The organism is Kitasatospora sp. Root107, from assembly GCF_001424875.1.
Taxonomy (GTDB): Bacteria; Actinomycetota; Actinomycetes; order Streptomycetales; family Streptomycetaceae; genus Kitasatospora.
The window spans coordinates 224,846-249,827 of sequence record NZ_LMCT01000004.1 but is presented as its reverse complement, the minus strand read 5'-3'; the positions used below and the strand labels follow the sequence as shown (position 1 = coordinate 249,827).

General features: G+C 73.0%; 28 protein-coding genes and 1 pseudogene. 18 read left to right on the top strand and 11 right to left on the bottom strand.

Annotated features, from left to right (window positions below; genetic code table 11):
- Positions 1-106 precede the first annotated feature (106 nt).
- Positions 107-379 (top strand): DUF6158 family protein, encoded by a 273-nt coding sequence (locus tag ASC99_RS06330; RefSeq protein WP_057229164.1) that lies wholly within the window; start codon positions 107-109, stop codon positions 377-379.
- Between the two features lie 20 nt (positions 380-399).
- Positions 400-1,794, top strand: a complete 1,395-nt coding sequence (locus tag ASC99_RS06325; RefSeq protein WP_057229162.1) for an NADP-dependent succinic semialdehyde dehydrogenase — start codon at positions 400-402, stop codon at positions 1,792-1,794.
- Between the two features lie 16 nt (positions 1,795-1,810).
- Here ASC99_RS06325 and ASC99_RS06320 read toward each other — a convergent pair whose 3' ends face one another.
- Positions 1,811-2,767, bottom strand: a complete 957-nt coding sequence (locus tag ASC99_RS06320) for a Ku protein (protein WP_057229160.1) — start codon at positions 2,765-2,767, stop codon at positions 1,811-1,813.
- A gap of 10 nt (positions 2,768-2,777) precedes the next feature.
- Positions 2,778-3,707 (bottom strand): LysR family transcriptional regulator, encoded by a 930-nt coding sequence (locus ASC99_RS06315; protein ID WP_057229157.1) that lies wholly within the window; start codon positions 3,705-3,707, stop codon positions 2,778-2,780.
- Positions 3,708-3,807: 100 nt separating this feature from the next.
- Between ASC99_RS06315 and ASC99_RS06310 the strand changes: the two genes are divergently transcribed.
- The 8 genes and pseudogenes from ASC99_RS06310 (at position 3,808) to ASC99_RS06275 (ending at position 11,086) form a co-directional block, all read left to right on the top strand.
- Positions 3,808-4,530, top strand: coding sequence for an SDR family oxidoreductase (locus ASC99_RS06310; RefSeq protein WP_057229155.1), 723 nt, complete (start codon positions 3,808-3,810; stop codon positions 4,528-4,530).
- 61 nt (positions 4,531-4,591) lie between these two features.
- Positions 4,592-5,515 carry a non-homologous end-joining DNA ligase gene (gene ligD / locus ASC99_RS06305; RefSeq protein WP_063856991.1) on the top strand — a complete coding sequence of 308 codons (924 nt, stop codon included), beginning with the start codon at positions 4,592-4,594 and terminating at the stop codon, positions 5,513-5,515.
- Positions 5,516-5,559: 44 nt separating this feature from the next.
- The gene (locus tag ASC99_RS06300; protein WP_057229150.1) at positions 5,560-5,781 is read left to right on the top strand and encodes a hypothetical protein; all 222 of its coding nucleotides are present in this window, start codon (positions 5,560-5,562) and stop codon (positions 5,779-5,781) included.
- Between the two features lie 134 nt (positions 5,782-5,915).
- Positions 5,916-6,458 (top strand): annotated as a pseudogene (locus ASC99_RS06295) (catalase); the annotation flags it as partial.
- Between the two features lie 135 nt (positions 6,459-6,593).
- Entirely contained in the window at positions 6,594-7,622 is a 1,029-nt protein-coding gene (locus ASC99_RS06290) for a phosphotransferase family protein (RefSeq protein ID WP_057229148.1), read from the top strand.
- A 2-nt stretch (positions 7,623-7,624) separates the two neighbouring features.
- Complete coding sequence (locus ASC99_RS06285; protein WP_057229146.1) at positions 7,625-8,842, top strand: acyl-CoA dehydrogenase family protein; 1,218 nt, start codon at positions 7,625-7,627, stop codon at positions 8,840-8,842.
- Position 8,843: 1 nt separating this feature from the next.
- Positions 8,844-10,013 (top strand): acyl-CoA dehydrogenase family protein, encoded by a 1,170-nt coding sequence (locus ASC99_RS06280; protein WP_057229144.1) that lies wholly within the window; start codon positions 8,844-8,846, stop codon positions 10,011-10,013.
- Positions 10,010-11,086: an acyl-CoA dehydrogenase family protein gene (locus ASC99_RS06275; protein WP_057229142.1), complete on the top strand. Its 1,077-nt coding sequence runs from the start codon at positions 10,010-10,012 to the stop codon at positions 11,084-11,086. Before ASC99_RS06280 ends, ASC99_RS06275 begins: the two co-directional genes overlap by 4 nt.
- A gap of 66 nt (positions 11,087-11,152) precedes the next feature.
- Here the strand turns inward: ASC99_RS06275 and ASC99_RS06270 are convergent, their stop codons facing one another.
- From ASC99_RS06270 to ASC99_RS06260, 3 genes are read right to left on the bottom strand one after another with little or no spacing between them, the layout of a single operon-like run.
- Entirely contained in the window at positions 11,153-12,118 is a 966-nt protein-coding gene (locus ASC99_RS06270) for an NADPH:quinone oxidoreductase family protein (protein WP_057229261.1), read from the bottom strand.
- 9 nt (positions 12,119-12,127) lie between these two features.
- Positions 12,128-12,904 (bottom strand): SDR family oxidoreductase, encoded by a 777-nt coding sequence (locus ASC99_RS06265; RefSeq protein WP_057229140.1) that lies wholly within the window; start codon positions 12,902-12,904, stop codon positions 12,128-12,130.
- Positions 12,901-13,656, bottom strand: a complete 756-nt coding sequence (locus tag ASC99_RS06260; RefSeq protein ID WP_057229138.1) for an SDR family oxidoreductase — start codon at positions 13,654-13,656, stop codon at positions 12,901-12,903. Before ASC99_RS06260 ends, ASC99_RS06265 begins: the two co-directional genes overlap by 4 nt.
- Before the next feature lie 160 nt (positions 13,657-13,816).
- On the opposite strand from ASC99_RS06260, the gene ASC99_RS06255 reads away from it, so the two are divergent.
- Together ASC99_RS06255 and ASC99_RS06250 are read left to right on the top strand one after the other, a co-directional pair.
- A complete protein-coding gene (locus ASC99_RS06255) occupies positions 13,817-14,440 on the top strand; it encodes a TetR/AcrR family transcriptional regulator (RefSeq protein WP_057229136.1) in 624 nt (207 codons plus the stop codon).
- A 65-nt stretch (positions 14,441-14,505) separates the two neighbouring features.
- Entirely contained in the window at positions 14,506-15,297 is a 792-nt protein-coding gene (locus ASC99_RS06250) for a DUF2470 domain-containing protein (protein WP_057229134.1), read from the top strand.
- Positions 15,298-15,310: 13 nt separating this feature from the next.
- On the opposite strand, the gene ASC99_RS06245 is transcribed toward ASC99_RS06250, so the two are convergent.
- Positions 15,311-16,078: a VOC family protein gene (locus ASC99_RS06245; protein WP_057229132.1), complete on the bottom strand. Its 768-nt coding sequence runs from the start codon at positions 16,076-16,078 to the stop codon at positions 15,311-15,313.
- Between the two features lie 120 nt (positions 16,079-16,198).
- Between ASC99_RS06245 and ASC99_RS06240 the strand changes: the two genes are divergently transcribed.
- Complete coding sequence (locus ASC99_RS06240) at positions 16,199-17,413, top strand: NAD(P)/FAD-dependent oxidoreductase (RefSeq protein WP_057229130.1); 1,215 nt, start codon at positions 16,199-16,201, stop codon at positions 17,411-17,413.
- Positions 17,414-17,425: 12 nt separating this feature from the next.
- Here the strand turns inward: ASC99_RS06240 and ASC99_RS06235 are convergent, their stop codons facing one another.
- A complete protein-coding gene (locus ASC99_RS06235) occupies positions 17,426-17,698 on the bottom strand; it encodes a DUF1876 domain-containing protein (protein ID WP_057229259.1) in 273 nt (90 codons plus the stop codon).
- Between the two features lie 77 nt (positions 17,699-17,775).
- Positions 17,776-17,907 (bottom strand): hypothetical protein, encoded by a 132-nt coding sequence (locus tag ASC99_RS41655; RefSeq protein ID WP_255359221.1) that lies wholly within the window; start codon positions 17,905-17,907, stop codon positions 17,776-17,778.
- A 122-nt stretch (positions 17,908-18,029) separates the two neighbouring features.
- Here ASC99_RS41655 and ASC99_RS06230 point away from each other — a divergent pair, with 122 nt between their 5' ends.
- Both ASC99_RS06230 and ASC99_RS06225 read left to right on the top strand, forming a co-directional pair.
- Positions 18,030-18,854: a YndJ family protein gene (locus tag ASC99_RS06230; RefSeq protein ID WP_057229128.1), complete on the top strand. Its 825-nt coding sequence runs from the start codon at positions 18,030-18,032 to the stop codon at positions 18,852-18,854.
- Positions 18,855-18,898: 44 nt separating this feature from the next.
- A complete protein-coding gene (locus ASC99_RS06225) occupies positions 18,899-19,414 on the top strand; it encodes a DUF1990 family protein (RefSeq protein ID WP_057229257.1) in 516 nt (171 codons plus the stop codon).
- A gap of 13 nt (positions 19,415-19,427) precedes the next feature.
- Here ASC99_RS06225 and ASC99_RS06220 read toward each other — a convergent pair whose 3' ends face one another.
- Both ASC99_RS06220 and ASC99_RS06215 read right to left on the bottom strand, forming a co-directional pair.
- Positions 19,428-20,696 carry a lipopolysaccharide assembly protein LapB gene (locus ASC99_RS06220; protein WP_057229126.1) on the bottom strand — a complete coding sequence of 423 codons (1,269 nt, stop codon included), beginning with the start codon at positions 20,694-20,696 and terminating at the stop codon, positions 19,428-19,430.
- On the bottom strand, positions 20,693-22,150 hold the full coding sequence (locus ASC99_RS06215) for a DUF4331 domain-containing protein (RefSeq protein ID WP_057229124.1): 1,458 nt from the start codon (positions 22,148-22,150) through the stop codon (positions 20,693-20,695). Before ASC99_RS06215 ends, ASC99_RS06220 begins: the two co-directional genes overlap by 4 nt.
- Positions 22,151-22,500: 350 nt before the next feature.
- On the opposite strand from ASC99_RS06215, the gene ASC99_RS06210 reads away from it, so the two are divergent.
- From ASC99_RS06210 to ASC99_RS06200, 3 genes are all read left to right on the top strand, one after another.
- Positions 22,501-23,121, top strand: coding sequence for a hypothetical protein (locus ASC99_RS06210; RefSeq protein ID WP_057229122.1), 621 nt, complete (start codon positions 22,501-22,503; stop codon positions 23,119-23,121).
- Positions 23,122-23,146: 25 nt separating this feature from the next.
- Positions 23,147-23,794 (top strand): hypothetical protein, encoded by a 648-nt coding sequence (locus ASC99_RS06205; protein ID WP_057229120.1) that lies wholly within the window; start codon positions 23,147-23,149, stop codon positions 23,792-23,794.
- Positions 23,795-23,873: 79 nt separating this feature from the next.
- Entirely contained in the window at positions 23,874-24,254 is a 381-nt protein-coding gene (locus ASC99_RS06200; protein WP_057229118.1) for a co-chaperone YbbN, read from the top strand.
- A 69-nt stretch (positions 24,255-24,323) separates the two neighbouring features.
- On the opposite strand, the gene ASC99_RS06195 is transcribed toward ASC99_RS06200, so the two are convergent.
- Complete coding sequence (locus ASC99_RS06195) at positions 24,324-24,941, bottom strand: TetR/AcrR family transcriptional regulator C-terminal domain-containing protein (RefSeq protein WP_057229116.1); 618 nt, start codon at positions 24,939-24,941, stop codon at positions 24,324-24,326.
- Positions 24,942-24,982 lie beyond the last annotated feature (41 nt).

Below are 24,982 nucleotides of genomic sequence, written 5' to 3'. Positions count from 1 at the left end.
CCGACCGGAAACCGGTTTGGCAGTTCCTGAACCGGTTTGCCCGGTTTCCGCCGCCCGCACGGGGGCACTCGGTAGAACGGGGGGACGACACCAAGGAGGAGGAAAGATGCTGCACTCCGACACCCGCACGGGAGGCATCCCGGCCACCGACCTGGAGACGGACGTCCTGCTCCACGAGCTGGAACAGCTGCACCGCACCCGGCACGAGACCTTCCTGTACGGCTCCGAGGAGGCCCTCTACCGGCACACCCTCCGCTCCGGGCAGCTCGAGGCGGAGTACCTGCGCCGCTTCCCCTACCGCCACGTCGCCCCGGGCCGCACCAGGACCGGTGCCCGGGCCAGGGAGGCCGCCACCCGGATCGCCGAGCATCCTGCGTAACCGCCCCCAGGAGGCACGCCATGCCGATCGCGACCGTCAACCCGGCCACCGGCGAGACCCTGGAGACCTTCGACCCGCTCGACCAGGACGCCGTCGAACTGGCCCTGGCCAAGGCGGCGAGCGCCTTCCGGACGTACCGCGCCACCAGCTTCGAGGAGCGCGCGGAGCTGCTCCGCCGGGCGGCCGGGCTGCTGGACGCCGAGCGCGAGCAGATCGCCCGGACGGTGACCACCGAGATGGGCAAGCCGCTGGCCCAGGCCAGGGCGGAGGCGGCCAAGTCCGCCAAGGCCCTGCGCTGGTACGCCGACCACGGCGCCGCGCTGATCGCCGACGAGTACCCGGGCGACCTGGACGTGGCCGACTCCGGGGCCGAGCTGGCGTACGTCAGGTACCGCCCGCTCGGGGCCGTGCTGGCGGTGATGCCGTGGAACTTCCCGCTCTGGCAGGTGGTCCGGTTCCTGGCACCCGCCCTGATGGCGGGCAACGTGGCACTGCTCAAGCACGCCTCCAACGTGCCCCGCACCGCCGTCGCGCTGGCCGACCTGTTCCGCCGGGCCGGGGCGGCCGAGGGGTGCTTCCAGTCGCTGCTGGTCGGCTCGGACGTCGTGCCACAGCTGATCGGCGACCCGCGGGTGGCCGCCGTGACGCTGACCGGCAGCGAGGGCGCGGGCCGGGCGGTCGGCGCGGCGGCCGGAGAGGCACTCAAGAAGAGCGTGCTGGAACTCGGCGGCAGCGACCCGTTCCTCGTTCTGCCGAGCGCCGACCTGACGGCCGCGGTGAGCACCGCCGTCCGGGCCAGGATCCAGAACAACGGCCAGTCCTGCATCGCAGCCAAGCGCTTCATCGTGCACGAGGAGGTCTACCCGCAGTTCGCGGCGGCCTTCGCGGAGGCGATGCGCGCGCTGCGGGTCGGCGACCCGATGGACCCGTCCACCGACCTGGGCCCACTGGCGACCCGGCAGGGCCGGGACGACCTGGCCGCACTGGTCGCCGACGCGCTGGCCCACGGCGCGATCGCCGAGACCGGTGGCACCAACGCGGCCCTGCCGTCCGCCGGCTGGTACTACCCGCCCACCGTGCTCACCGGCGTGACACCGGCGATGCGGGTGCACCGGGAGGAGACCTTCGGGCCGGTCGCGGTGCTGTACCGGGTGCAGAGCCTGGAGCAGGCCGTCGAACTGGCCAACGCGACACCGTACGGCCTGAGTTCGAACGTCTGGACCACCGACCCCGGCGAACGTGACTACTGCCTCCGCGAGTTGGAGGCGGGCGGGATCTTCTTCAACGGGATGACCGCCTCGCACCCGGCGCTGCCGTTCGGCGGCGTCAAGCACTCGGGCTACGGCCGTGAGCTGGCCGGCCACGGCATCCGGGAGTTCTGCAACGTCACCACGGTCTGGCTCGGCAACCCCTGAACCCGGCAGGACCTGATCAGGAGACCGCCTTCAACCTGCGCTTGCCGCTCGCAGGCGCGGTGGCCTTCTGTACGGCCTGCTGGAGTTCGTCCCGGGTCATCGTGGAGCGGTGCGGGATCTTCAACTCGCTGGCCTTCTCGTACAGTTGCGCCTTCGTGAGCCCGTCCAGGCCCTCCTTCTTCCCGCCTCCGCCACCCGCCGCCTCCATGCTCCGGTTCAGCGCGTCCATCAGGTCGACCACGTTGGTGGCCACCACCGGGCTCTCCGGCCGGACGATCTCCTTGCCCTCCACCTTGGCCTCGACCAGCTCGCGCACCCGGTCCTCGTACTCGTCCCGGTAGGCCTTCGGATCCCAGTCCATCGCCAGCATCTCGACCAGCTGCTCGGCTGCCTTCAACTCCCGCTCCTGGACCGTCGCGTCGGCCTCCGGAAGGTTGTCCACCTCCTGGTGCGGATCGCGGATCTCGTCCGCGAAGTGCATGGTGTGCAGGGTCAGCGTGTCGCCCTCGGCGTGCACGGCGGTCAGGTACTCCCGGCCGCGCATCGAGAACTTGGCGATGCCGGCCTTGCCGGTGCGGCCGAGCGCCTCCCGCAGCAGGGCGTAGACCTTGGTGTACTCCTTGCCCTTCGGACCCAGGTAGTAGGTCTTGTCGAACAGGATCGGCTCCACCTCGCCGAGCTCGACGAAGCCGATGATCTCGATCGTGCGGGACCGCCCGGGCGCCAGCTCGTCCAGCTCGTGCGGCTCGACCACCACGTACTCGCCCTCGGACAGCTCGTAGCCCTTGACCACGTCGGAGTACTCCACCTCCTCCCCGGTGCGCTCGTTCACCCGCTGGTTGCGCACCCGGTCCGAGGTGCCGCGCTGAAGCTGGCGGAACCGCACCGAGTGATCCTCGGTGGCCGAGTACAGCGCCACCGGCACCGTGACCAGCCCGAAACTCAACGTCCCCGACCACATCGCCCTGGCCATCCGGGCCTCCTCAGCGCGTACCGACCCCCGCGCCTCCAGCTTCGCCGTCCAGGCGGCGGATTCCCACTCGGGTGTGCCGATCGAGGACGGCGAGGAAGGCCGCAGTGAGCGGATCGGGCTCCGGTCGGCAGTACGCGGCCAGGGTACGGCGCACCGGGGGCTCGGGGCGCAGCACCCGCCCGTCGAAACCGGCCGGCAGCAGGTCGGCCGGGACCAGCGCGGGGCCGAGCCCGGCGGCGGCGAGCAATGGGGCGGCGGCGGTCTGCTCGGTCCTTACGGCCGCCCGGGGGCGGAAGCCGGCCGCCGCGCAGACCTGGTCGAGCAGCTCGGCCAGGCCGTTACCAGGGGCGTAGTGCACCCAGTCCCGGTCGGCGAAGTCGGCGAGCGCCGCCCGGTCCACGCCCGGGGCCACCGCCGGGTCGTTCCCGGCGAGCACCAGGACGAACTCCTCGGTGCCCAACTCCTGGACGGGACCGTCCCATTCACTCGGCACCGGCCCGATCGCGAGATCCGCCCGGCCCGCCGCCATGGCCGCCGTCAACGCCTCGGTGTGCGGGAACTCCAGCAGCCGGACCCGGACCTCGGGGTGCCGCTCGCGCCAGGCCCGCAGCACTGGCGGCAGCACACCGAGGGTGACCGAGTAGACCACTGCGAGCTGGAGCTCACCGCCGTCCAGTCCGGCGGCCCGGCGGGCGGCCGTCCGGGCCCGGTCGGCCTCGGCCAGCGCGGCCCTGGCGTGCGGCAGCATCGCCCGCCCCATCGGGGTGAGCCGGACGGCCCGCGGCAGCCGCTCCAGCAGCCGCCCGCCGGCGTCCCGCTCCAGTGCCTGGACCTGGTGCGAGAGCGCGGGCTGCGAGACGTGCAACAGCTCGGCGGCGCGGGTGAACGAGCCGGTGTCCACGACGGTGACCAGGTATTCGAGCTGACGGAGCGTTGCCATGCAGGCAGTTTATGGCTGACGAAGAAATCATGTCTTGGACATATGGCGAGCGGACGACCAGGCTCGGAGATCTCACCCGAACGGACAAGGAACACCACTCATGAGCAAGGACTCCCTCGACGGACGCCGCCTGGTCGTGGTCGGCGCGGGCTCGAACATCGGGCGCGCGATAGCCCGGACCGCCTCGGCCGCAGGTGCCGACCTGGTGCTGGCCGGACCGGACGCCGAGCGACTGCGGGCCACCGCCGCCGAGCTGGCCGGGCCCGCCCTGGTCCAGCCGGTCGACCTGGCCGACGAGGACTCGATCGCGGCACTGGCCGAGCGGGTCGGCCCGTTCGACCACCTGGTGTCCACCGCCGCGATGCCCGCCAACGGACCGGTCAGCACCCTCGAACTGGCCGCCGTGCAGCGGGCGTTCGCGGCCAAGGTGATCGGCCCGCTGCTGCTCGCCAAGCACCTGGCGGGACGGGTGAACGAGGGCGGCTCGTTCACCTTCTTCTCCGGCGTGGCCGCCTGGCGCCCCGCGCCGGAGCGCGTGGTGATGGCCACCACCAACGGCGCACTGGCCTTCCTGGTCGAGGCGCTGGCGGTCGAGCTGGCACCCGTCCGGGTCAACGCGGTCTCCCCCGGCATCGTCGACTCGGGCGCCTGGGACGGGCTGGCCGAGCGCAAGGATCCCTTCCTGCGCAGCGTCGCCGAGCGCAACCCCGCCCGCCGGGTGGGCAGCCCGGACGACCTGGTCCAGGCCGTGCTGTACGCGATCGGCAATCCGTTCGTGACCGGCACCGTGCTGCACGTCGACGGTGGTCACCGCCTGGTCTGACCTGCCGTCGGACGCGCTCCGGGGGCACTCTTGTGGGGTGACACTCCAACGGTTCAGCCCCATGTTGGCCACCCCGAGCGAACGCCGGACGTTCGGTCCCGGCTGGCTGCTGGAGCGCAAGCTCGACGGCATCCGGGCGATCGCCTACCGCGACGGCGACGACATCCGGCTGCTCTCCCGGAACGGGAAGTCGCTGGAGGCGGGCTACCCCGAGCTGGTCGAGGCGCTCGCCGCCCAGCCGGTCCGCCGGTTCGTGCTCGACGGCGAGATCGTTGCGCTGGACCACGGCCGAACCAGCTTCGAGCTGCTCCAGCGCCGGATGCAGCTGCACGACCCGATCCGGGCCAGGGCCAGCGGGGTGACCGTCACGTACTACCTGTTCGACCTGCTCCAGCTGGAGAACTACGACACCACCGGGCTGCCGCTGCGCGAGCGCAAGGAGGTGCTCCGCCGGGCGGTGCACTACGGCGGGCCGCTGCGGTACACCCTGCACCGGGAGGTCGAGGGCCCGGTGCCGCTCGCCGACGCCTGCGCCCGGGGCTGGGAGGGGCTGATCGCCAAGCGCGCGGAGGGGAAGTACCTGCAGCGCCGCTCCCCCGACTGGCTCAAGCTCAAGTGCTCGGCCGCCCAGGAGCTGGTGGTCGGCGGCTTCACCGACCCGGCGGGCACCCGGGCCGGCTTCGGCGCCCTGCTGCTCGGGCACTACGAGGGCCCGTTGCTGCGCTACGCGGGCAAGGTCGGCACCGGCTTCGACACCGCCACCCTGGTGCGCCTGCGGGCCCGGCTGGACGAGCTGGCCCGCCCGGCCTCCCCGTTCGCCGACCCGGTCCCCGAACGGCACCCGCACTGGGTCGCCCCCGAGCTGGTCGCCCAGCTCGCCTTCACCGGCTGGACCAGGGACGGGCGGCTGCGCCACCCGCGCTTCCTGGGCCTGCGCGAGGACAAGCCCGCCCGCGAGGTGATCCGCGAGCACAGCGCCGGCTGAACCACCGCCGAGACCCCGGGGGCCGACCGCGCGACACTTGAGGCATGAGCGACATCTTCCACCCGCCGGTCGTGGTCCGGGCCCCCGCCGGCGGCGCCCGGCCGTACCGCCGGGTGGAGATCTACGGCAATCCGGTCGGCAAGGCCACCAGCGAGCAGGACGTGGCCGAGTTCATCCGCCGCGCGGGCGTGGCCGACCCCGACCTGGACGACCCCGACCTGGTGGCCTGGGTCGGCGGCGACCGGACGGTGTGGACGGCCGAGTAGCAAGCGGGCCCGGTCGGTGTTCGAGTAGGAGACGGCCGTAGCGGGGCGGACCGCCGGCCGGCCGGTACGCGAGTACCTCAAAGAGGCCCTTCCCCATGTCCGAAGCAAGCGTCCGTCCTGGACGCTGTTCGTCCTACCACGTGCACATCGAGCAGGCCGCCTTCGAGCCGTCCAACCTGGTGCCCGGGATCGGCGTCTCGCCGGACAAGATGCTGCTCGGCCGGATCTTCTCCTATCCGGACACCCACCGGTACCGGATCGGTCCCAACTACGCGCAGCTGCCGCCCAACCGGCCGCACGTCCCGGTGCACTCGTACGCCAAGGACGGGCCGATGCGGTTCGACGCCGCCCGCAACGAGACGCCGTACGCGCCCAACTCGTACGGCGGCCCGGCCGCGCAGCCGGAGCTGTGGGGCTCGCCGCTCGGCTGGGACGTGGCGGGGCGGATGGTGCGCGAGGCGTACCCGCTGCACCGCGAGGATGACGACTGGGGACAGGCCGGGACGATGGTGCGTCAGGTGCTGGACGACTCGGCGCGCGAGCGGCTGGTCTCCAACATCAGCGGGCACCTGAAGAACGGCGTCTCGGCGCCGGTGCTGGCCCGGGCGCTGGAGTACTGGCGCAAGGTCGACAAGGGCCTCGGCGACCGGATCGCCACCAAGGTCAACGGGCAGTAGCAGCAGGGCGACGGCCGCTCCGGGAGTTCCGGGGGCGGCCGTCGCGCTGCGCGGGGAGCGTTGACACCGGCGGGGCGGCGGGCAATGCTAAGCAAGCGCTTAGTCAGCTGCCCGGCTCTCCCGTGAGGACCTCCCTTGAGCGATGACCACGCCGACCCGCCCGGCCTCGACCTCGACCGGCTGCGGGCCCACCTGGACGCCGCACTGCCCGGTCTGGTGCGCGGACCGCTGCGCGCCGAACTCTTCGAGGGCGGGCGGTCCAACCTGACCTACCAGGTGACCGACGGCACCGGCAGCTGGGTGCTCCGGCGGCCGCCGCTCGGGCACGTACTGGCCACCGCGCACGACATGGCCCGCGAGTACCGGGTGCTGGCCGCGCTCGGCCCGACCGCCGTGCCGGTGCCGGAGGTGCTGCTGCTGGTCGAGGACCCCGAGGTGCTCGGCGCGCCCTGGTACCTGATGGAGCACGTGGCGGGCACCCCGCACCGCGACCCGGCGGTGCTGGCCGCGCTCGGCGAGCACCGGGTGTACGGGCTCGGCCTGCGCCTGGTGGAGACCCTGGTGACGCTGCACGCGGTGGACCCGGCGGCCGTCGGACTGGCGGACTTCGGCCGCCCCGAAGGCTTCCTGGAGCGTCAGCTCCGGCGCTGGGAACGGCAGTTGGAGGCGTCCCGGAGCCGCGAGGTGCCCGGCATCGCCGAGCTGCGGCAGACGCTCACCGAGACTCTGCCGGTCTCCCCCGCCCCGGCCCTGGTGCACGGCGACTACCGCCTGGACAACGTGCTGATCGGCCCGGACGACGAGATCACCGCCGTGCTGGACTGGGAGATGTCCACCCTCGGCGACCCGCTCACCGACCTCGGCCTGCTGGTGATGTACACCGAACTGGCCCGCCAGTACGACGGGATACTGCCCGGCGCCGCCCTCGCCCCGGGCTTCCCCTGCACCGCCGAACTGGTCGGCCGGTACGCCGCGAGCTCGGGGCGGGACGTCTCGGCGCTCGGCTGGTACGTCGGCTTCGCCTCGTTCAAGCTCGCCGTGGTACTGGAGGGAATCCACTACCGGTACAGCCAGGGCCGAACGGTCGGCCAGGGTTTCGACCGGGTGGGTGAACTCGTGCCGCTATTCGTGCAGTTCGGCCTCACCTCGCTGAAGGAGCGCTGACCGTGGACTTCTCCTACGACGCCCGGACCGAGGAGCTGCGCGAGCAGCTGCTGGCCTTCCTGGACGAGGCCGTGTACCCCGCCGAGCCGGTGCTGGCGGCCCAACTCGCCGACCCCGCACGGCCCGAGTGGTCGATCCCCCCGGTGGTCCGCGAGCTCCAGGCGCAGGCGCGCTCGCGCGGGCTGTGGAATCTCTTCCTGCCCGGCGAGCTGGGTGCCGGCCTGACCAACCTGCAGTACGCACCGCTGGCCGAACTCACCGGCCGTTCCGTGCTGTTGGCCCCGGCCGCGCTGAACTGCGCTGCGCCGGACACCGGGAACATGGAGCTGCTGGCCCAGTTCGGAGACGAGGCCCAGCGCAAGCAGTGGCTGGAGCCGCTGCTGAACGCCGAGATCCGCTCCGCCTTCGCGATGACCGAGCCGGAGGTGGCCTCCTCGGACGCCACCAACATCACCACCCGGATCGAGCGGGACGGCGACGACTACCTGGTCACCGGCCGCAAGTGGTACATCACCGGGGCGATGAACCCCGACTGCAGGATCCTGATCGTGATGGGCAAGACCGACCCAACCGCCGAACCGCGCCACCAGCAGAGCATGATCCTGGTGCCGCGCGACACCCCCGGGGTGACCGTCCGGCGCGGGATGACCGTGTTCGGGTACGGCGATGCGGACCACGGCGGGCACGCCGAGATCCTGTTCGAGAACGTCCGGGTGCCGGCCGCCAACCTGATCGGCCCGGAGGGCGCCGGCTTCGCGATCGCCCAGGCCCGGCTGGGCCCGGGACGCATCCACCACTGCATGCGCGCGATCGGCATCGCCGAACGGGCACTTGAGCTGATGTGCCGTCGGGTCACCGAACGGGTCGCGTTCGGAAAGCCGTTGGCCGAGCAGGGGGTGGTCCAGGAGTGGATCGCCGAGTCCCGGGTACGGATCGAGCAGGCCAGGCTGCTGGTGCTGAAGACCGCCTGGCTGATGGACACCGTCGGCAACCGGGGCGCGCACACCGAGATCCAGGCCATCAAGATCGCGGTGCCCGCGATGACCGAGTGGGTACTCGACAAGGCCGTCCAGGCGCACGGCGCCGCCGGGGTCAGCCAGGACACCCCGCTGGCCCAACTCTGGGCGGGCAACCGGACCTTGCGGCTGGCGGACGGCCCGGACGAGGTACACCGGCGGTCGCTGGCCCGCCGCGAGCTCAAGCGCTACCGGGAGGCATGAGATGGACGTCCGGGAACTGACCCGCGAACTGCTCGCCGAGCACGACCCGGCCGGCACCGACCGGCTCGACTTCCTGCGGGCCCGGTTCGACGCCGGGCTGGCCTGGGTGCACTTCCCGCCCGGCCTCGGCGGGCTCGGCGCCCCGCGTTCCGAACAGGCCGTGGTGGACGCTGAGTTGGCAGCTGCCGGGGCACCCGACAACGATCCGCGCCGGATCGGCATCGGCCTCGGGATGGCCGCCCCGACCATCCTGCGGTACGGCACCGAGGAGCAGAAGCAACGCTTCCTCCGCCCGCTCTGGACCGGCGAGGAGGTCTGGTGCCAGCTGTTCAGCGAGCCCGGCGCGGGCTCCGACCTGGCCGCGCTCGGCACCCGGGCGGTCCGGGACGGCGACCACTGGGTGGTGGACGGCCAGAAGGTGTGGACCTCGATCGCGCACGCCGCCCGCTGGGCCATCCTGCTCGCCCGTACCGACCCGGACCTGCCCAAGCACCGGGGCATCAGCTACTTCGTCTGTGACATGACCGACCCCGGCGTGGAGGTCAGGCCACTGCGCCAACTCACCGGCGAGGCCGAGTTCAACGAGGTGTTCCTGACCGGCGTCCGGATCCCCGACGCGCACCGGATCGGCGCGGTCGGCGAGGGCTGGCAGGTCGCCCAGACCACCCTGAACAACGAGCGGGTGGCGATCGGCGGCCAGGCGATCCCGCGCGAGGGCGGCCTGATCGGCGTGGTCGCCGACACCTGGCGGGCCCGGCCCGAACTTCGAAGCCACGAGCTGCACCAACGCCTGCTCAAGGGCTGGCTGGACGCCGAGGTGATCCGGCTGACCGGCGAGCGGCTTCGGCAACAGCTGACCTCCGGTCAGCCGGGGCCCGAGGGTGCGGCGATGAAGCTCGCCTTCGCCCGGCTGGCCCAGGAACTCAGCGGCCTGGAAGTCGAGTTGCTCGGCGAACAGGGTCTCGGCTACGACGACTGGACGATGACCCGCCCCGAGGTGGTCGACTTCACCGGCCGAGAGGCCGGGTACCGCTACCTGCGCGCCAAGGGCAACTCGATCGAGGGCGGCAGCTCGGAGATCCTCCGCAACGTGATCGCCGAACGGGTGCTCGGCCTGCCCGCCGAACCCCGCACCGACAAGGACCTGCCGTGGAAGGATCTGCCCCGATGAGTGATCTGCTCTACTCGGAGATCGAGGAGGAACTCCGCTCCAGCGTCCGGGCCCTGCTCACCGACCACTGCCCGCCCTCGGCGATCCTGGCCCGCTGCGAGGGCCCCGAGCCGTACGACCTGCCGCTCTGGCGCAGCCTGGCCACCGGGCTCGGCGTGGCCGGGCTCCAGGTGCCGGAGTCGCTGGGCGGCGCCGGTGCCTCGCTGCGCGAAGTCGCAGTGGTACTGGAGGAGTTGGGGCGCTCGGTGGCACCGGTGCCGTACTTCGGCAGCTCGGTGCTCGGCCTCACCGCACTGCTCGCCTGCGAGGACCGCGAGCTGCTGCCCGGCGTCGCCTCCGGCGCTCTGACCGCCACGCTGGCGGTGCCGTTCTCCACCGCCCCGGACGCGGCACTCCCCAGCGTCTCGGTCGGCCCCAGCGGCACCCTCACCGGCCGGATCACCTCGGTGGCGGACGCCCTTCCGGCCGACGTCCTACTGGTCCCCGCCGACGGCGGCCTGTACGCGGTCGAGACCGCCACGGTCACCCGGCGCACCTCGCTCGACCTCACCCGGCAGCTCGCCGACGTGACCCTCGACGGCACCCCCGCCCGGCAGTTGGCCTCCCACGACGGACCGGTCCGGCAGGCGCTGCTGACCGGAGCCGGGTTGCTCGCCTCCGAACAGCTCGGCCTCGCCGAGTGGTGCCTGAGCACCACCGTCGGCTATCTGAAGGAGCGTCGGCAGTTCGGCCGCCAGGTCGGCTCCTTCCAGGCTCTCAAGCACCGCCTGGCCGACCTCTGGTTGGAGACCGTCGGCGGACGGGCGGTGGCCCGCTACGCCGCCGACGCACTCGCCACCGACAGCCCCGACACCGCCATCGCGGTGGCCGTCGCCCAGGCCCACTGCGGCGCACTCGCCGTCCGGGCCGCCGAGGAGTGCATCCAACTGCACGGCGGCATCGGCATGACCTGGGAACACCCGGCCCACCTCTACCTCAAGCGCGCCAAGGCCGACCAACTCGCCCTCGGCACCCCGGGCCACCACCGCAACACGCTGGCCGACCTGGCGGACCTGCCGGTCCCGTCGCCCTGACCGGAGCGCTGCGCCGGGTCCGTGGCGGCTCACCGTGAACCCGGTGCGCCGCCACGGACCCGGGGGTCACGGCAAGACCACCACTCGCCCCGTGGTGGTGCCGTCCGCCACCCGCTGGACACCGTCCGCCGCGCCCTCGAGCGGTAGCCGCTCGCTCACCAGCGGCCGGACCACGCCCTTCCCGGCCAGCGCGGTCAGCTCCGCGTGGGCGGCCAGGACGGCCGCCGGCTCGCGTACTCCGTAGAGCCCCCAGTGCAGGCCGAGCACCGAGTAGTTCTTCACCAGGGCGTGGTTCAACCCGGGCGTCGGGATGGTGCCGCTGGCGAAGCCGACCACCACGATCCGGCCCTCGAAGGCGACGCAGCGCGCCGATCCGGTGTACGCGTCGCCGCCGACCGGGTCGAAGACCACGTCGGCACCGCGCCCGCCGGTGACCTCCTTGACCACCGTCACGAAATCCTCGGAGCGCCGGTCGATCACCACATCGGCGCCCAACTCCCTTGCCGCCACCGCCTTCTCCGGCCCGCCCACGACACCGATCACCGTCGCCCCGGCCGCCTTGCCGAGCTGGACCGCCGCGCTGCCGACCCCGCCGGCCGCCGCGTGCACCAGCAGGGTCTCCCCGGCCCGCAGGGCGGCCCGGCGGTGCAGGGCGAACCAGGCGGTCTGGTAGGCGATGTGCATCGCCGCCGCCTCCGCGTCGTCCAGCGCCGCCGGGGCCGCGAACGCCGTCCGCGCGTCCATCAGCGCGTACTCGGCGAACGCCCCGGCCGGCAGCAGCGGAGTCCCGATCACCCGCTCCCCGGACCGCTCGCCGCCGACCACCTCGCCGCACAGCTCCACGCCGGGCGTGAACGGCAGCGGCGGCCGCACCTGGTAGTGCCCACGGCACATCAGCGCGTCCGGGAAGTTCACTGCGGCGGCCCGTACCCGGACCAGCAACTGCCCTGCCCCGGGCGATGGTTGCTCCACCTCCGCCAACCGCATCACTGCACCGGGCTCGCCCAGTTCACCGACCTGCCATGCCCGCATCATGGGGAATCACTCCTTCTCAAGGGCCTGCTGGAGCCGGTTCATGCCGTCCAGCCAGCGGTCGGGATCGGTCGCCCGGGTCGCGTAGTAGTCGGCCACCTCGGGGTGCGGCAGGATCAGGAAGCGCTCCTCGGCGATTCCCCGCAGCACCGCGTCCGCCACCGCCGACGGCTCCAACGCACCCTCGGCCAGTAGCAGTTGACCGGCCGGGCCGGAATCCTCGAGCATCCGGGTCCGGACGCCCTGCGGGCAGACCGCGTGCACCCGGACACCCCGATGCCGGTAGCTGGCGGCCAGCCACTCGGCGAAGGCCAGCGCACCGTGCTTGCTGACCGCGTACGGCGCGGAGCCGAGCATGGTGAGCAGCCCGGCCGCCGAGACGGTCGCCACGAACCGGCCCTCGCCGCGCTCCAGCCAGTCAGGGAGCAGCAGTTCGGCCGCCCGGACGTGGGCCATCACGTTGACGTCCCAGGCCGTGGCCCAGGCCGCCGGGCCCGCGTCCGCGCCGCCCGCCGTGCCGACGCCCACGTTGGCGCAGTAGACGTCGATCGCGCCGAGCTCCGCCCGGGCCGCGGCGATCAGCTCCGTCGGGTCGGCGGCGTCACCCGGCAGGGCGTACGCCCCGATCGAGTCGGCGACGGCCTGGGCGGCCCCGGCGTCCAGGTCGTTGACCACCACCCTGGCCCCGGCGGAGGCGAAGGCGGTGGCCAGCGCGGCGCCGATGCCGTGCCCGGCGCCGGTCACCAGCACGCCACGCCCGGCCAGGCTCGCGACGGCGGGGCTCACAGCCCGCCGGCCAGCGAGACGCCGCCGTCCAGCGTCAGGGTCTGGCCGGTGATCCAGCCCGCCTCCTCGGAGAGCAGGAAGGCGACCGCTCCGGCGATGTCCTGCGGCACGCCGAGCCGCCCGAGCGGGTAGCCGGCCGCGACCCGCTCCTCCCGGCCGTCGTACAGGGCCTCGGCGAACTTGGTCTTGACGATGGCGGGCGCGACCGCGTTGACCCGGATGCCGGGGGCGAGTTCGAACGCGAGCTGGGTCGTCAGGTGAATCAGCGCGGCCTTGGAGACGGCGTACATGCCGAGCCCCGGCGCGGCCCGCAGGCCCGCCAGCGAGGCGACGTTGACCACCGCGCCGCCGTTCTCGCGCATCCACCCGTCGTACGCGAGCTTCGTCCAGGCCATCGGGGCCAGCAGGTTGACCCCGAGGATCTTGGCGGCCTGGTCGGGGCTGACGTCCAGGATCTGGCCGTACACCGGGTTGATGCCGGTGTTGTTGACCAGGTGGTCAAGCCGACCGAAGGTCTCCAGCGTCCGGGCCACCGTCTCGGCCTGGTGCTCTGGGTCGTCGGCCCGGCCCGCCACGGCGATCGCGTGGTCGGGGCCGCCGAGTTCGCGGACCGCGTCGGCCAGCGGCTCGGCGTTGCGCGCGGTGACGCAGACCTTGGCGCCCCGCTCCACCAGCTCCCGGGCGATTTCGAGGCCGATGCCCCGGCTGGCTCCGGTGACCACGGCCACCCGGCCCTTCAACGACGGTGCCATCACGAGTCCCTCTCGACGGAGTACCCAGCAGTCCGGGGCGTTCCCAGGAGTCCGGGCTGACTAAGCGCTTGCTTAGCATCCAAGCGGCCGCGCACACTGTCAACCACTTGCCGTCGACCGCCCACCGGGACCTACGGCACCGTCTGGGAGGATGGCCCGCATGACCGACCGAACATCCGCCGACCTCTGGCCCGCAGGCGGCATGGGCGAGCGCACCGAGGCCGCCCGGCGGCTGTTGCTCGCGGCGGTCGAGTCCTTCGCCCGGCGCGGCTACCACGCGACCACCACCCGGGACATCGCGACCGCGGCCGGGATGAGCCCGGCCGCGCTCTACATCCACTACTCCTCGAAGTCGGCGCTGCTCTCGGAGATCAGCCGCACCGGCCACCAGGCCACCCTGGACCTGGTCGAACGGGCGGCCGCCGCCGACCTGCCACCGGTGGAGCAGATGCGCCGACTGGTCGAGGAGTTCACCTGCTGGCACGCCCGGGGCCACACGGTCGGACGGATCGTGAACCACGAGCTGCACGCCCTGCCGGAGGACGACTTCGCGGTGGTCGCCGAGCTGCGGCGGCGGATCGAGGAGACCGTCCGCCGGATCATCGAGGCCGGGGTGGCGACCGGCGCGTTCGAGGTCCAGGACGTCCGGACCGCCGCCCGCGCGGTCACCTCGCTCGGCATCGACGTCTCGCGCTGGTACACCGAGCGCAGCAGCGAGACGCCCGAGGAGCTCGGCCGGCGCTACGGCGTCCTGGTGCTGCGGATGCTGGGGGCGGCCGGCTGACCCCGGAAGGGCTTCCACCCTCCATCTCCTTAGGTTAGGCTCACCTTACCTACCGAGGAGGACGGATGTCCGACAGCCCTGCCCTGCCCAGCCCGGCCGGACCAGTGCCCACCCCCGCCGAACGGGCCCGCACCCTGCTGGAGTTCGGCTCCTCGGTGATCCTCGACGTACCGGGGATCGACCTGGCCAACCGGCCCGGCATCCCGCCGCTGGTGCGCTGCGCCGTCCTCCCCGACGGAGCCCTGGCCGTGCTCGCCGAGCACGACTCCCCGCTCTGCCGGATCGCCTCGGTCTCCCGCCAGGAGGAGGTGGCCGGCCTGCTGGAGGCGGTGGACGTCGCCCCGGTCGCGATGCCGCACCGGATCCGGGGCCGGGCCACCGTGCACGGCCGCCTCACCGCGCTGCGGCCGGCCGCACCGGAGGTGCTGGACGGACTCTTCCCGTACCGCCCCGCCGGGCAGTACGCACTGCTCCGCTTCGACCCGGACCACCTCTCGGTCGAGGACCTCTGGGGCGCCGACTGCTGCGTCGACCTCACCGGCTTCGGCCGCGCCGCGACCGACCCGCTGGCCGCCGAGGAGGCGACCGTCCTCCAGCACCTTGCCTCGGCGCACGCCGACCAGCTCGCGCTGCTCGGCGCCCAGGCTCTTGACCACCCGTCAGGTCTGCGGTCCTGGCCGGACCCGGGCCGGTACGAGGTCAGGCCGGTGTCACTCGACCGGTTCGGACTGCGCGTCAGGCTGCTGGCCGAGGACCGGGTGTTGGACGCCCGCTTCGAGTTCCACCGCCCGGTCACCGGCCCGGAGGAGCTGGCCGAGGCGATGCACCGGTTGTTCTCCCAGGTCCGCACCCACTGACTCGGACCGGGACTCAGACCGGGGTGATCACCGAGAACAGCCCGCCCTCGGCGTCCCGCAGCCGGGCCACCCTGCCGTACGGCGTGTCGACGGCGGGGCCCTCTGCCGAGCCGCCGAGCTCCACCGCCCGACGGACGGCCAGGTCGGTGTCGGTCACCGAGAAGAAGACCTCCCAGTGCGCCCCGATGTCCTCGGCCCGGCGCAGGGCGGCCACGCTGCGGTGCTCCGCCCGCAGCACCACCCGCTCGTTCTCGTACCGCACCTCGAACCGGTCCGGATCGCGCTCGTCCCAGCGGAACACCTCGCCGTAGAACAGCGCTGCCTCGAACGGGTCACCGGTGCGCAGCTCGATCCAGACCGGCGCTCCCGGCGAGCGGACCCAGGTGTTGCAGCCGAGGTCGCCCTCCCAGACGCCGAAGGCCGCGCCGGTCAGGTCCGAGGCCAACGCCATCCGCCCCGCGTCGAAGGTCAGCGGGCCGATCGCCACCGTGCCGCCGCGCTCCCTGATCCGGGCCGCGGTGTCGTCCGCGCTCTCGCTACCGAAGTAGGTGGTCCAGGCGACCGGCGGCTGCCACTCCCCCTCGGTGGCCCCGATCCCCGCCACCTCCACCCCGTCCAGCACCGCCCGGACGTACGGCCCGAACCCGTGCTGGCCGGCCTGGAACGACCACCCCAGCAACGGCCCGTAGAACGCCTGGGCCACCGTCAGGTCACGGGCCATCAGACTGACCCAGCACGGTGCGGCCGGCACACATCGGACGGTCACGGTCTGCTCGCTCATCGGAGCCCTTCCTTCCGGTCGTGGCGTCTCTCAGCCTAGGACGACCTGCCGTGACAGGGGTGGTTCGGCTCGCGGCGGGCAGATCTCCGGGGTGTGATGGGGCCGACGAGAGGAGCCGCGATGAAGACCGGGTACGTCGTCGTGGGAGCGAGCCTGGCGGGGGCGAAGGCCGTCGAGACACTGCGGGCGGAGGGTTTCGAGGGGTCGATCACGCTGATCGGGGCGGAGACCGAGCGACCGTACGAGCGGCCGCCGCTCTCCAAGGGCTATCTGATGGGGAAGACCGCGCGGGAGAAGATCTACGTCCATCCGGCCGAGTGGTACGCCGAGCATCGCGTGGACCTGGTGCTCGGCGCCGTCGCCACCGCGATCGACCCGGCCGGACACACCGTCAGCCTGGCGGACGGCAGCCGGCTCGGGTACGCCAAACTGCTGCTCACCACCGGCTCCTCGCCGCGCCGCCTGACCGTGCCCGGCGCGGACGGCGAGCAGGTGCTGTACCTGCGGACCGTCCAGGACAGCGAACGGATCAAGGCGGCGATCCGCCCCGGCGCCCGGATCGTGGTGATCGGCGCGGGCTGGATCGGCCTGGAGACGGCGGCCGCCGCCCGCGAGGCGGGGGCGGAGGTGACCGTGCTGGAGGCGGCCGAGCTGCCGCTGCTGCGGGTGCTGGGCCGGGAGGCGGCGCAGGTGTTCGCCGAGCTGCACCGGGCACACGGCGTCGAGCTGCGGTTCGGCGTGCAGGTCACCGAACTGACCGGGGACGGCGTCCGGCTGGCCGACGGCGAGCTGGTGCCGGCCGACGCGGTGGTGGTCGGCATCGGCATCACCCCGAACACCGAGCTGGCCGAGGCGGCCGGGCTGACCGTCGACAACGGCATCCGCACCGACCAGTACCTGGCCACCTCGGCGCCGGACATCTACGCGGCGGGGGACGTGGCCAACGCCCTGCACCCGCTGTACGGCCGCCCGATCCGGGTCGAGCACTGGGCCAACGCCCTGCACCAGCCGAGGACCGCCGCCCGGTCGATGCTCGGCCAGGAGGCGGTGCACGACCGGGTGCCGTACTTCTTCACGGACCAGTACGAGCTCGGCATGGAGTACACCGGCTACGTGCAGCCGGACGGCTTCGACCGGGTGGTCTTCCGGGGCGACCGGGCGGGCCGCGAGTTCATCGCGTTCTGGCTGGACGGCGGGCGGGTGCTGGCCGGGATGAACGTCAACGTCTGGGACGTGACCGACCCGATCCGCGAGCTGGTCCGCTCCGGGCGTCAGGTGGACCCGGACGCGCTGGCCGACCCGGCCGTACCGCTGGACCGGGTCGGCCTCGGCTGACCGGGTGGTCCGTCAGCTGATCGCGTAGTCGGTGGGCCGGGAGCCCTCGCGCAGTTCGTCGTGGGCCTTGGTGAGCAGCAGCATCGCCAGCTCGTTCAGCGCGCGGGCTCCCGCCACCTCCTCGCCGACCCGCAGCTGCGGGCGGTCGTCGTGGTGCCGGGTGCTGAAGCCGTGCGCCCTGAGTTCGGTGCCGTCGGCCAGTCGGACCAGCGCGGCCGCCTTGGTCCGGTCGCCCTCCTCCGCGAACTCCAGCTCGACGTGCCAGCCGACGAGTGTCCGGGTCATCGTCACCACCGCCTCCGGGAGATCCTGCGAGATCCTGTCCCTCCAGCCTGCGCCCGGCGGCGGGGTGTAAGCCAGCGTCAGTGCGGCCGGGGTTCGCACTCCTCCCGGCCGGTCTCCCGGTGCACCACCTTCACCGGGCGGTCGGAGCCGCCGGGAACGACCTGCTGAGGACGTCCGCAGCGGGGGCAGATGAGCGGGATCTTGGGCATGGCGTCCTCCTTCCTCTCAGTGTGCTCCGGACCACTCCCACCCGGTATTGAACGCGTTCAGAGATGCCGTAGAGTCTGCGACGGAAGAGCTTTGAACGCGTTCAACAGAGGGGGCGGCCGCCGTGACCGCGCTGGTCAACCTGATCGTGATGCTCGGCATGCTGGCCGTGGTGCCCCTCGGACTCGGACTACTCGGTGGCCCCGGCAGCGCCGCGCTGGCCCGGCTCTGGCCGCTGGCCGCACTGCCGGGAGCGGTGGCGCTCTGGCTGCCACGCGGGGCCACCGCCACCGCACTGGCCTCGGTCTACGCGGCCGCCACCGTCGCGCTGGCCGCACTCGCGCCGGTCCGGCTGGCCCGGTCCCGCTCGCTCGCCCCCGCCGAGCTCGCGGCCCTCACCGCGCTGCTCGCGCCCTCGGTGGCCGGGCTCGCCCTGGTCGCCGAACGCTCGGGCACCCGGCTGTTCGGCTTCGACCTCGACATCCTGGCGCTCACCGTCCCGCACTTCCACTTCGCCGGCTTCACCGCCGCCCTGGTCGCCGGACTGGTCTGCCGCACCGTCCGGAGCCGGCCAGGACTGGCCCGGGCCGCGGCGCTCAGCGTCCCGGTCGGCACCCTGCTGGTGCTGGCCGGGTACTTCGTCGACGACTGGGCCGAACTGGCCGGAGCCGTCGTCCTGACCGCGGGGATGTGGCTGGTCGGGTTGCTCAGCTGGCAGGATCTCAGCCGCCGAGCAGCCGACCGGCTGACCGGACGGCTGCTGCGCTGCTCGGCCGCCGTCCTGGTGGTCACCATGCTGCTCGCCCTCTGGTGGGCGCTGGGCGAGGCCACCGGCCTGGCCCACCCCACCCTCACCTGGATGGCCGCCACCCACGGCCTCGGCAACGCGCTCGGCTTCGCCCTCTGCGCGCTGCTCGCCTGGCGTCGGCTCAAGGAACTGCCCCGATGACCACTGCCGCCGCCACCGCCGTACCCACGACTGGAGCCGACCCCATGAGCACCTTCAACTACCCCGAGGTCGGCGCCACCCGCGAACCCGACCGGCTGCCCGAGGGCTACCACTACCTCCGCCACCACGTGCTGATCGGCCACGGCCGCGAGGCGCTGGAGGCCGCGGGCGCGATGGTGACCGGCTGGCGGATGCACCGGGGTACCGGGGCCACCGTCGAGGCCGACGCCGAGACCGCCGCGCCGGGCGTCCGGCTGGTGGTCGGCCTCGGCCTCGGGCGGCTCCGGTTCCAGGCACCCGCCGAGGTGGTCTGGACTGTGGCGGAGCCGGACCGGATCGGCTTCGCCTACGGCACCCTGGCGGCCCACCCGGAGCGCGGCGAGGAGTCGTTCATCGTGACGATGGGCGCCGACAAGGCGGTCTGGTTCACCGTCACCGCGTTCAGCCGCCCCGCCTGCTGGTACACCCGTCTGGCCGGTCCGATCGTGCCATTGCTGCAGCGGCTGTACGCCCGGCAGCTCGGCCTGGTGCTGCGCCGGGCGGTCACCCTGCCGGGCTGACCTGCCGTCGGCCTCAGCCGAGCAACTCCCGCGCGCGGGCGGCATACCGGGCCGAGAAGTACGGGTTGCGCCGCAGCGCAGTACGGAGCAGCTCGGCGGCACCGGGCAGACCGAGCGCGTGCTCGATCACACCACTGCGGTACGCGCCCAGCGCTCCGGCGCCGCCCGCCTCGGCGGCGAACCTGGCGTGCGGCAGCGCCTCCTGGTCCCGCCCGGCCTGGTGCAGGGCCCAGGCCAGCTCCTCGGCCACCAGCGGGCTGTGCCGCCGCTGCCACTCCTCGGTCAGCAGCCGGACGGCCTCCGCCGGGTCGCCGTGGTCGGCCAGGTAGCGGGCCAGTTGCAGGTCGAGCGGGCCGGTGGCCAGCCGGACTTCGGCGGCCAGGGCAGTCAACTGGGCGGCAGCCTCGGCCTGCTGTCCGCTGTTCAGCTGCAACTCGGCGTACTCCAGCAGGAACTGCGGCTGCGGCACCCGGGCCACCAGCTCCCCGTACCGGCCCAGTGCCTCCTCGGTGCGGCCGAGCGCGGCGGCGCTGCGGGCCAGCCCGAAGGCGGCGAAGTGGTCGTCCGGCTGCACGGCCAGCGCGTGCCGGTAGTGCTGCTCGGCCTGCTCGGGGTGGCCCTGATCCCACGCCAGATCGCCCAACCGGTGTGCGCTGAACGCCTGTTCGCCCGGCGTGACCGCCAGCTCCAGGGCCCGTTCCAGCGCGAGCACCGCCTCCGCCGTCCGCCCGTGCGTCTCCAGGTCGTACGAGGCGCGGGTGTACGCCGCCGTGGTGGGAGCCAGGTCCAGCAGACGCTGGGTGGCGGCGGTGGCGGCGGAGAGGTGGCCGAGCTGGAGCTCGGCGTCCGCCAGCACCGCGTACCCGGCGGCCCGGTCGGGGGCCATGGTGGTCGCCCGCAGGCCGAACTCCCTTGCGGTGGCGAACTCGTGGCGGGCGTTGGCGAGCTGGCCTGAGCCGACCTGGGCCTCGTAGTTGCGCTCCGGACGCAGGCCGAGCGAGCGGGCCAGCGCCCGGTCGGCCTCCGCCAGCTGACCGCCGTCCAGGGTGGTCCTGGCCCGGTCCACCGCCGCGAGGGCCAACTCGGCCCAGGCGGTGGCGTCCCCCGGCCGCCGCCCGGCGGCCTGCCGGGCCGCCGCCAGCCGGTCGGCCGGTGGCGGCGCCGAGACCGCGCCCGGCTGCGTGGCCGGACCGGCGGGCCCGAGCGCCAGCAGTCCGGCCGCGCAGGCCAGCACCAGCACTCCGCCGCCGACCGCGCCCGCGACGGCGCGCCGACGGGTCACGGGCCCGCGTGCGGCAGGTTGACGTACGGGAAGACGTTCGAGGCGGGCTTGGGCTGCCAGTTGAAGGAGGACGGCGGCAGCAGGTGCGCGGCCGAGCGGTCGGAGGGTTCGCCCTCCAGCATCCGCAGCAGCGGCACGTCGATCTCGTCGTTCAGGCGGCGGCCGTTGGGGTAGCCCTGGAGGTCGCCGTCGAGCACACCGTACGGGTGCGGGTCGGCGCTGACCGGGGTGGTCAGGTTGAGCCGCAGCTGGTCGGCCCAGCGCAGAGCCGCCGGGTCGGCGTCGGCGTTCATGCTCTGGGTGTTCAGGTCGAGGCCGAAGCGGGATCCGTTGTCCTTGCCGATGCCGCCGAGGAACAGCGCCCGGATGTCGGTGCGCGGCCCGGCCGGTGCGGCGAATCCCTGAGCCGCCTCGATCCGGCGGGGCGGGGCCGGGTCGAGCGCGGCGGCCAGGAACTCCTGGTCCTGCGCGTCGAGTTCGGCCGCCCTGGTGTTGAACCGGTCCTCCGGGCCGCCCGGCTGGGAGAGCCCGGCGAAGGTGCCCCAGAGTGCGAACATGATGTGCGGGTTGCCCAGCCGGCCGATCTGCCGGTACGTCGCGGCCTGGGTCCGCAGGTCACGGGCGAGGTCGGCGCCCTCGCGGGAGACGGTGGCCCAGATGCCCACCACCGGATTGCGCTCCGGGTCACCGTTCAGAGCGAGTTCGCGCTTGGGGAGCTGGAGCACCAGCGCACCGACGTTCAGTGCGGAGAGCGGCCCGGCGGCGGGGAGTGCGCCGGGCACCGGACCGATGGTGCCGATCGTGAAGAGGCCGAACACCCGGGTGTCGGCGACGAACGGCTCGGCGATCTGGCCCGCCAGCGTCCGGCCGCCGCCGGGCAGGCTGCGGGTGGCCTCGCTGCGCAGCGCGCCGTAGTCGGGCATCAGGGCCAGGCCGGTGTGGGTGGGCGCGGCGGTGCCGTCCGAGATCAGCGTCTCGACCCGGCCGCCCCTGATCCGCTCCAGGGTGTAACGCTGCTTGAACAGCAGTGAGTTGTCCCTGAGCGAGCGCACCGGGCCGACCGCGATCGGCCCGGCGCCGAACAGTCGCCGGTCCTCGTTCCGGAAGGTCCACCGGTAGGTGGTGTCCGGCTGCCCGGTGCCCCGGCCGTCGAGGTGCAGCTCGTACCGGGCCCGGGTGGCGAAGGGATAGTTCAGCGGTCCGGAGCCCGGGAGTTGGCCGGGCTGGACATCGACCACGATGGTCACCTGGTCGTGGTCGTCCGGGCTGGTGAAGGCGTACACGTCGGTGATGTTCGCCTGCCCGTCGGCCAGCACGGCGGGCGAGTCGAAGTGCCCGCCCGCCTCGCCGCGGCCGAGCAGCGGGCCGCCCAGTGAGGCGGCGGCCAGAGTCGCGACGGCGCCGCCGAGGAACAGTCGACGACTCGGGCGGCGGGTACCAGCGGATTCGGACATGGCGGCTCCAGGGATCGCGGTGGGCATGCCGAAGTGCCGTTCAACGAACGGACTTTGGGCAGCATGAGGCAGCCCGGTGCCCGGACGGCCAGGGCAAACCTAGGGCCGAGTGGATCTTCACGCACTCCACACCCGCCGACTCCCACGGACGTGTCGCGCATTTCCCCCGAGTGGCCCAACTTCGGCCGCAGGCCGTACCTCTCAAGCGTCATGCGTACACAGATCGCCCCCGATCACCGCTAGCCTTCGAGCGCATCCTCCGACCGGGGCCGATCGGCCCCTGGTTCGGCGCGCCCGCATGCCCATCCACCTGCTGCGGTCGGCGAGTTGCTCTCCAGCCAAGGAGTCATATGAAACTACGTCAGCTCTTCTCGCTGCTCTTCGCGGCCCTGCTGATGACCGTGGTCACCCCCGGTTCCGCCCAGGCCGCAGGTATCCCGCCCGGCCCGTACGTCTCCCCGTGGGGCACCGCTCAGGTCGAGTGGGCCCCGAGCTTCCGGGCCCAGCTGGTCGAGCACGCGGTGGCCGTCACGCCGATCGCTCCCGTCACCGCGCTGCCGGACGACCGGGGCATCATCAGCGACATCGGCTCGACCTCCGGCGACTACATCGACCTGGAGAACTTCGGCCGGGTCTACTACCCGGGCGGGGTGACCCTCACCAACCCGCAGACCAGCGGCAGTTGGACCATGGACGAGTTCTGGCTGCGGTTCTGGCCGGACCGCGGCCTCTCCTCGTACCTGGCGGTGAACGGCGTCAAGTCGCCGACCGAGCAGCTGTTCTGCTCGTACACGCTGGGCGACGCGTTCGGCTCCGGCTGGGGCCTCACCTTCGGCGGCGTCCGGACCGCGAAGGTCCCGCTGACGCTGACCGAGGTCGGCGCCGCCACGCTCAACGAGGCCCTCGGCACCGCGTTCCGGGCCGGGGAGCCGTTCGGCGTCCTCTCCGGCACCTTCCGCTACCTCCCCTGACCACTCACCTTTCAGGAGCACGTACGTGCGCATTCTCCGCAAGCTCGCCATCGCCGTCACCGCCCTCGCCCTGGCCACACCGGTCGCCCTGGCCCCGACCGCGCAGGCCGCCGCTCCGGTGGCTCAGGACGCCGAGCAGCGCGCCTCCCGGATCTACATCTCCCCCTGGGGCAGCGCCAAGGTCCGGGTCAGCGACAGCACCAAGGCGTGGCTGATCGCCAACGACGTCAAGCTCGGCGCGATCCCGCCGTTCACGCTGGACCCGGACGGCTACGGCTTCGACATGCCGATCGGCTCCACCGCAGGTGACCACCTGGACGAGCAGGGCCGGATCTTCTACCCCGGCGGGATCACCCTGAACCAGGAGAGCAGCCAGACCTTCATGGAGCTGGTGCCGACCTGGATCCGGATCATGCCCCAGCCCGGCTACTCGGCCGGCATCAAGGTGAACGGGCAGCCGCTCAGCGAGGAGACGCTGATCGCCTACACCACCCCGGCCGAGGTGATCGCCAACGGCCGGCCCACCCTGACCGGCTTCACCCTGGACCGGGTGCCGTTCCACGTCACCTCGGACTCCGCTGCACTGACCAAGGCGTACTTCGGCGACGGCCTCAAGGCGGACTCGATGTTCGGCACCCTCACCCCCCGCTTCGACTACGTACCCACCAACTAGGCAGCTGGAATAGCTCGGCGGACCGGTTGGTTGACGCCGACGCAGATCGCAGCCGGACGAGAAGGGCAGGCAAGCCGATATGAGCACCGTCGAACTGACCGCCGAGAACTTCGACGAGGTGATCGGAGGCGCGGACGACCAGAACTTCGTCTTCATCGACTTCTGGGCCGGCTGGTGCGGGCCCTGCGTGCGCTTCGCGCCGGTCTACGAGAAGGCCGCCGAGCGCCACTCCGACATCGTCTTCGCCAAGGTCGACACCGAGGCGCAGCGGGAGCTGGCGGCGGCCTTCGACATCCAGTCGATCCCGACCCTGGCGATCATCCGGGACGGCACGCTGGTCTTCTCCCAGGCCGGTGCGCTGCCCGCGCCGGTGCTGGAGGACCTGATCGGCAAGGCCCGTGAGCTGGACATGGACGAGGTCAGGGCCAAGGTGGCGGCGGAGAAGGCCGAGCAGCAGTAGGCGGCGGCAAGGGACGTGGGCGGGCCCGGGGACGAGACCGGGCCCGCCCTCCGCATGCCTACACCCTGCTCAGACCCGGGCGGCAAGCCCGTCCAGCAGCAGCCCGAGGGCCAGTTCGAAACCGCGCTCGTCCAGCCCGCCGCCCCGCGCGGCCGACTGCGTCAGCGCCTCGGCCAGTGACGGGTAGTCAGGCCGGTACTCCTCGGCGGGACGGGCGAACCCGGCGACGAAGGTCTCCAGCGCGGAGCCGAGCACCAGGTAGTCCAGCGCGGCCGCCGCCTCCGCCGCGTCGGCCGGTCCCAGACCGGCCCGCCCGAGTGCGGCCAACAGCGCCTCGTACCCGAGCAGTTGGCGGTCTGCCTCGACCCGACGGCGGGCCAGCAGGGCGATCGTGTTCGGGTGCCGACGGAAGACCGCGCGGTAGCCCCGGGCGTACCCGGCGATGCCCGCCCGCCACTGCGGGTCCGCCAGCGGGGTCAGGTCGATCTCGGCGTTGACCAGTTCGGCGAGCGAGTCGAGCAGCTCGTCCTTCCCGGCCACGTGGTTGTAGAGCGAGGCGGCCTTGACCCCGAGCCGGTCGGCCAGCGCCCGCATGGTGAGGCCGTCCGGGCCGCTCTCGTCCACCACGGCGAGCGCCGCCCTGGCGATGATCTCCCTGCTCAGCAGTGCCCTGCTGGGTCGCCCCACCGTCCCCGCCCTCCGCCTGCCCCGCTACCACTCCGGCGGCT

Excerpts from the sequence above, each read along its gene's own strand:
- ASC99_RS06240 (WP_057229130.1), top strand. The coding sequence starts at position 16,199 with ATGAAGACCGGGTACGTCGTCGTGGGAGCGAGCCTGGCGGGGGCGAAG.
- ASC99_RS06270 (WP_057229261.1), bottom strand. The coding sequence starts at position 12,118 with ATGCGGGCATGGCAGGTCGGTGAACTGGGCGAGCCCGGTGCAGTGATG.
- ASC99_RS06280 (WP_057229144.1), top strand. The coding sequence starts at position 8,844 with ATGGACGTCCGGGAACTGACCCGCGAACTGCTCGCCGAGCACGACCCG.
- ligD (WP_063856991.1), top strand. The coding sequence starts at position 4,592 with ATGTTGGCCACCCCGAGCGAACGCCGGACGTTCGGTCCCGGCTGGCTG.
- ASC99_RS06255 (WP_057229136.1), top strand. The coding sequence starts at position 13,817 with ATGACCGACCGAACATCCGCCGACCTCTGGCCCGCAGGCGGCATGGGC.
- ASC99_RS06325 (WP_057229162.1), top strand. The coding sequence starts at position 400 with ATGCCGATCGCGACCGTCAACCCGGCCACCGGCGAGACCCTGGAGACC.
- ASC99_RS06245 (WP_057229132.1), bottom strand. The coding sequence starts at position 16,078 with ATGAGCGAGCAGACCGTGACCGTCCGATGTGTGCCGGCCGCACCGTGC.
- ASC99_RS06315 (WP_057229157.1), bottom strand. The coding sequence starts at position 3,707 with ATGGCAACGCTCCGTCAGCTCGAATACCTGGTCACCGTCGTGGACACC.
- ASC99_RS06210 (WP_057229122.1), top strand. The coding sequence starts at position 22,501 with ATGAAACTACGTCAGCTCTTCTCGCTGCTCTTCGCGGCCCTGCTGATG.
- ASC99_RS06275 (WP_057229142.1), top strand. The coding sequence starts at position 10,010 with ATGAGTGATCTGCTCTACTCGGAGATCGAGGAGGAACTCCGCTCCAGC.
- ASC99_RS41655 (WP_255359221.1), bottom strand. The coding sequence starts at position 17,907 with ATGCCCAAGATCCCGCTCATCTGCCCCCGCTGCGGACGTCCTCAGCAG.
- ASC99_RS06235 (WP_057229259.1), bottom strand. The coding sequence starts at position 17,698 with ATGACCCGGACACTCGTCGGCTGGCACGTCGAGCTGGAGTTCGCGGAG.
- ASC99_RS06310 (WP_057229155.1), top strand. The coding sequence starts at position 3,808 with ATGAGCAAGGACTCCCTCGACGGACGCCGCCTGGTCGTGGTCGGCGCG.
- ASC99_RS06215 (WP_057229124.1), bottom strand. The coding sequence starts at position 22,150 with ATGTCCGAATCCGCTGGTACCCGCCGCCCGAGTCGTCGACTGTTCCTC.
- ASC99_RS06225 (WP_057229257.1), top strand. The coding sequence starts at position 18,899 with ATGAGCACCTTCAACTACCCCGAGGTCGGCGCCACCCGCGAACCCGAC.
- ASC99_RS06200 (WP_057229118.1), top strand. The coding sequence starts at position 23,874 with ATGAGCACCGTCGAACTGACCGCCGAGAACTTCGACGAGGTGATCGGA.
- ASC99_RS06250 (WP_057229134.1), top strand. The coding sequence starts at position 14,506 with ATGTCCGACAGCCCTGCCCTGCCCAGCCCGGCCGGACCAGTGCCCACC.
- ASC99_RS06320 (WP_057229160.1), bottom strand. The coding sequence starts at position 2,767 with ATGGCCAGGGCGATGTGGTCGGGGACGTTGAGTTTCGGGCTGGTCACG.
- ASC99_RS06300 (WP_057229150.1), top strand. The coding sequence starts at position 5,560 with ATGAGCGACATCTTCCACCCGCCGGTCGTGGTCCGGGCCCCCGCCGGC.
- ASC99_RS06260 (WP_057229138.1), bottom strand. The coding sequence starts at position 13,656 with ATGGCACCGTCGTTGAAGGGCCGGGTGGCCGTGGTCACCGGAGCCAGC.
- ASC99_RS06330 (WP_057229164.1), top strand. The coding sequence starts at position 107 with ATGCTGCACTCCGACACCCGCACGGGAGGCATCCCGGCCACCGACCTG.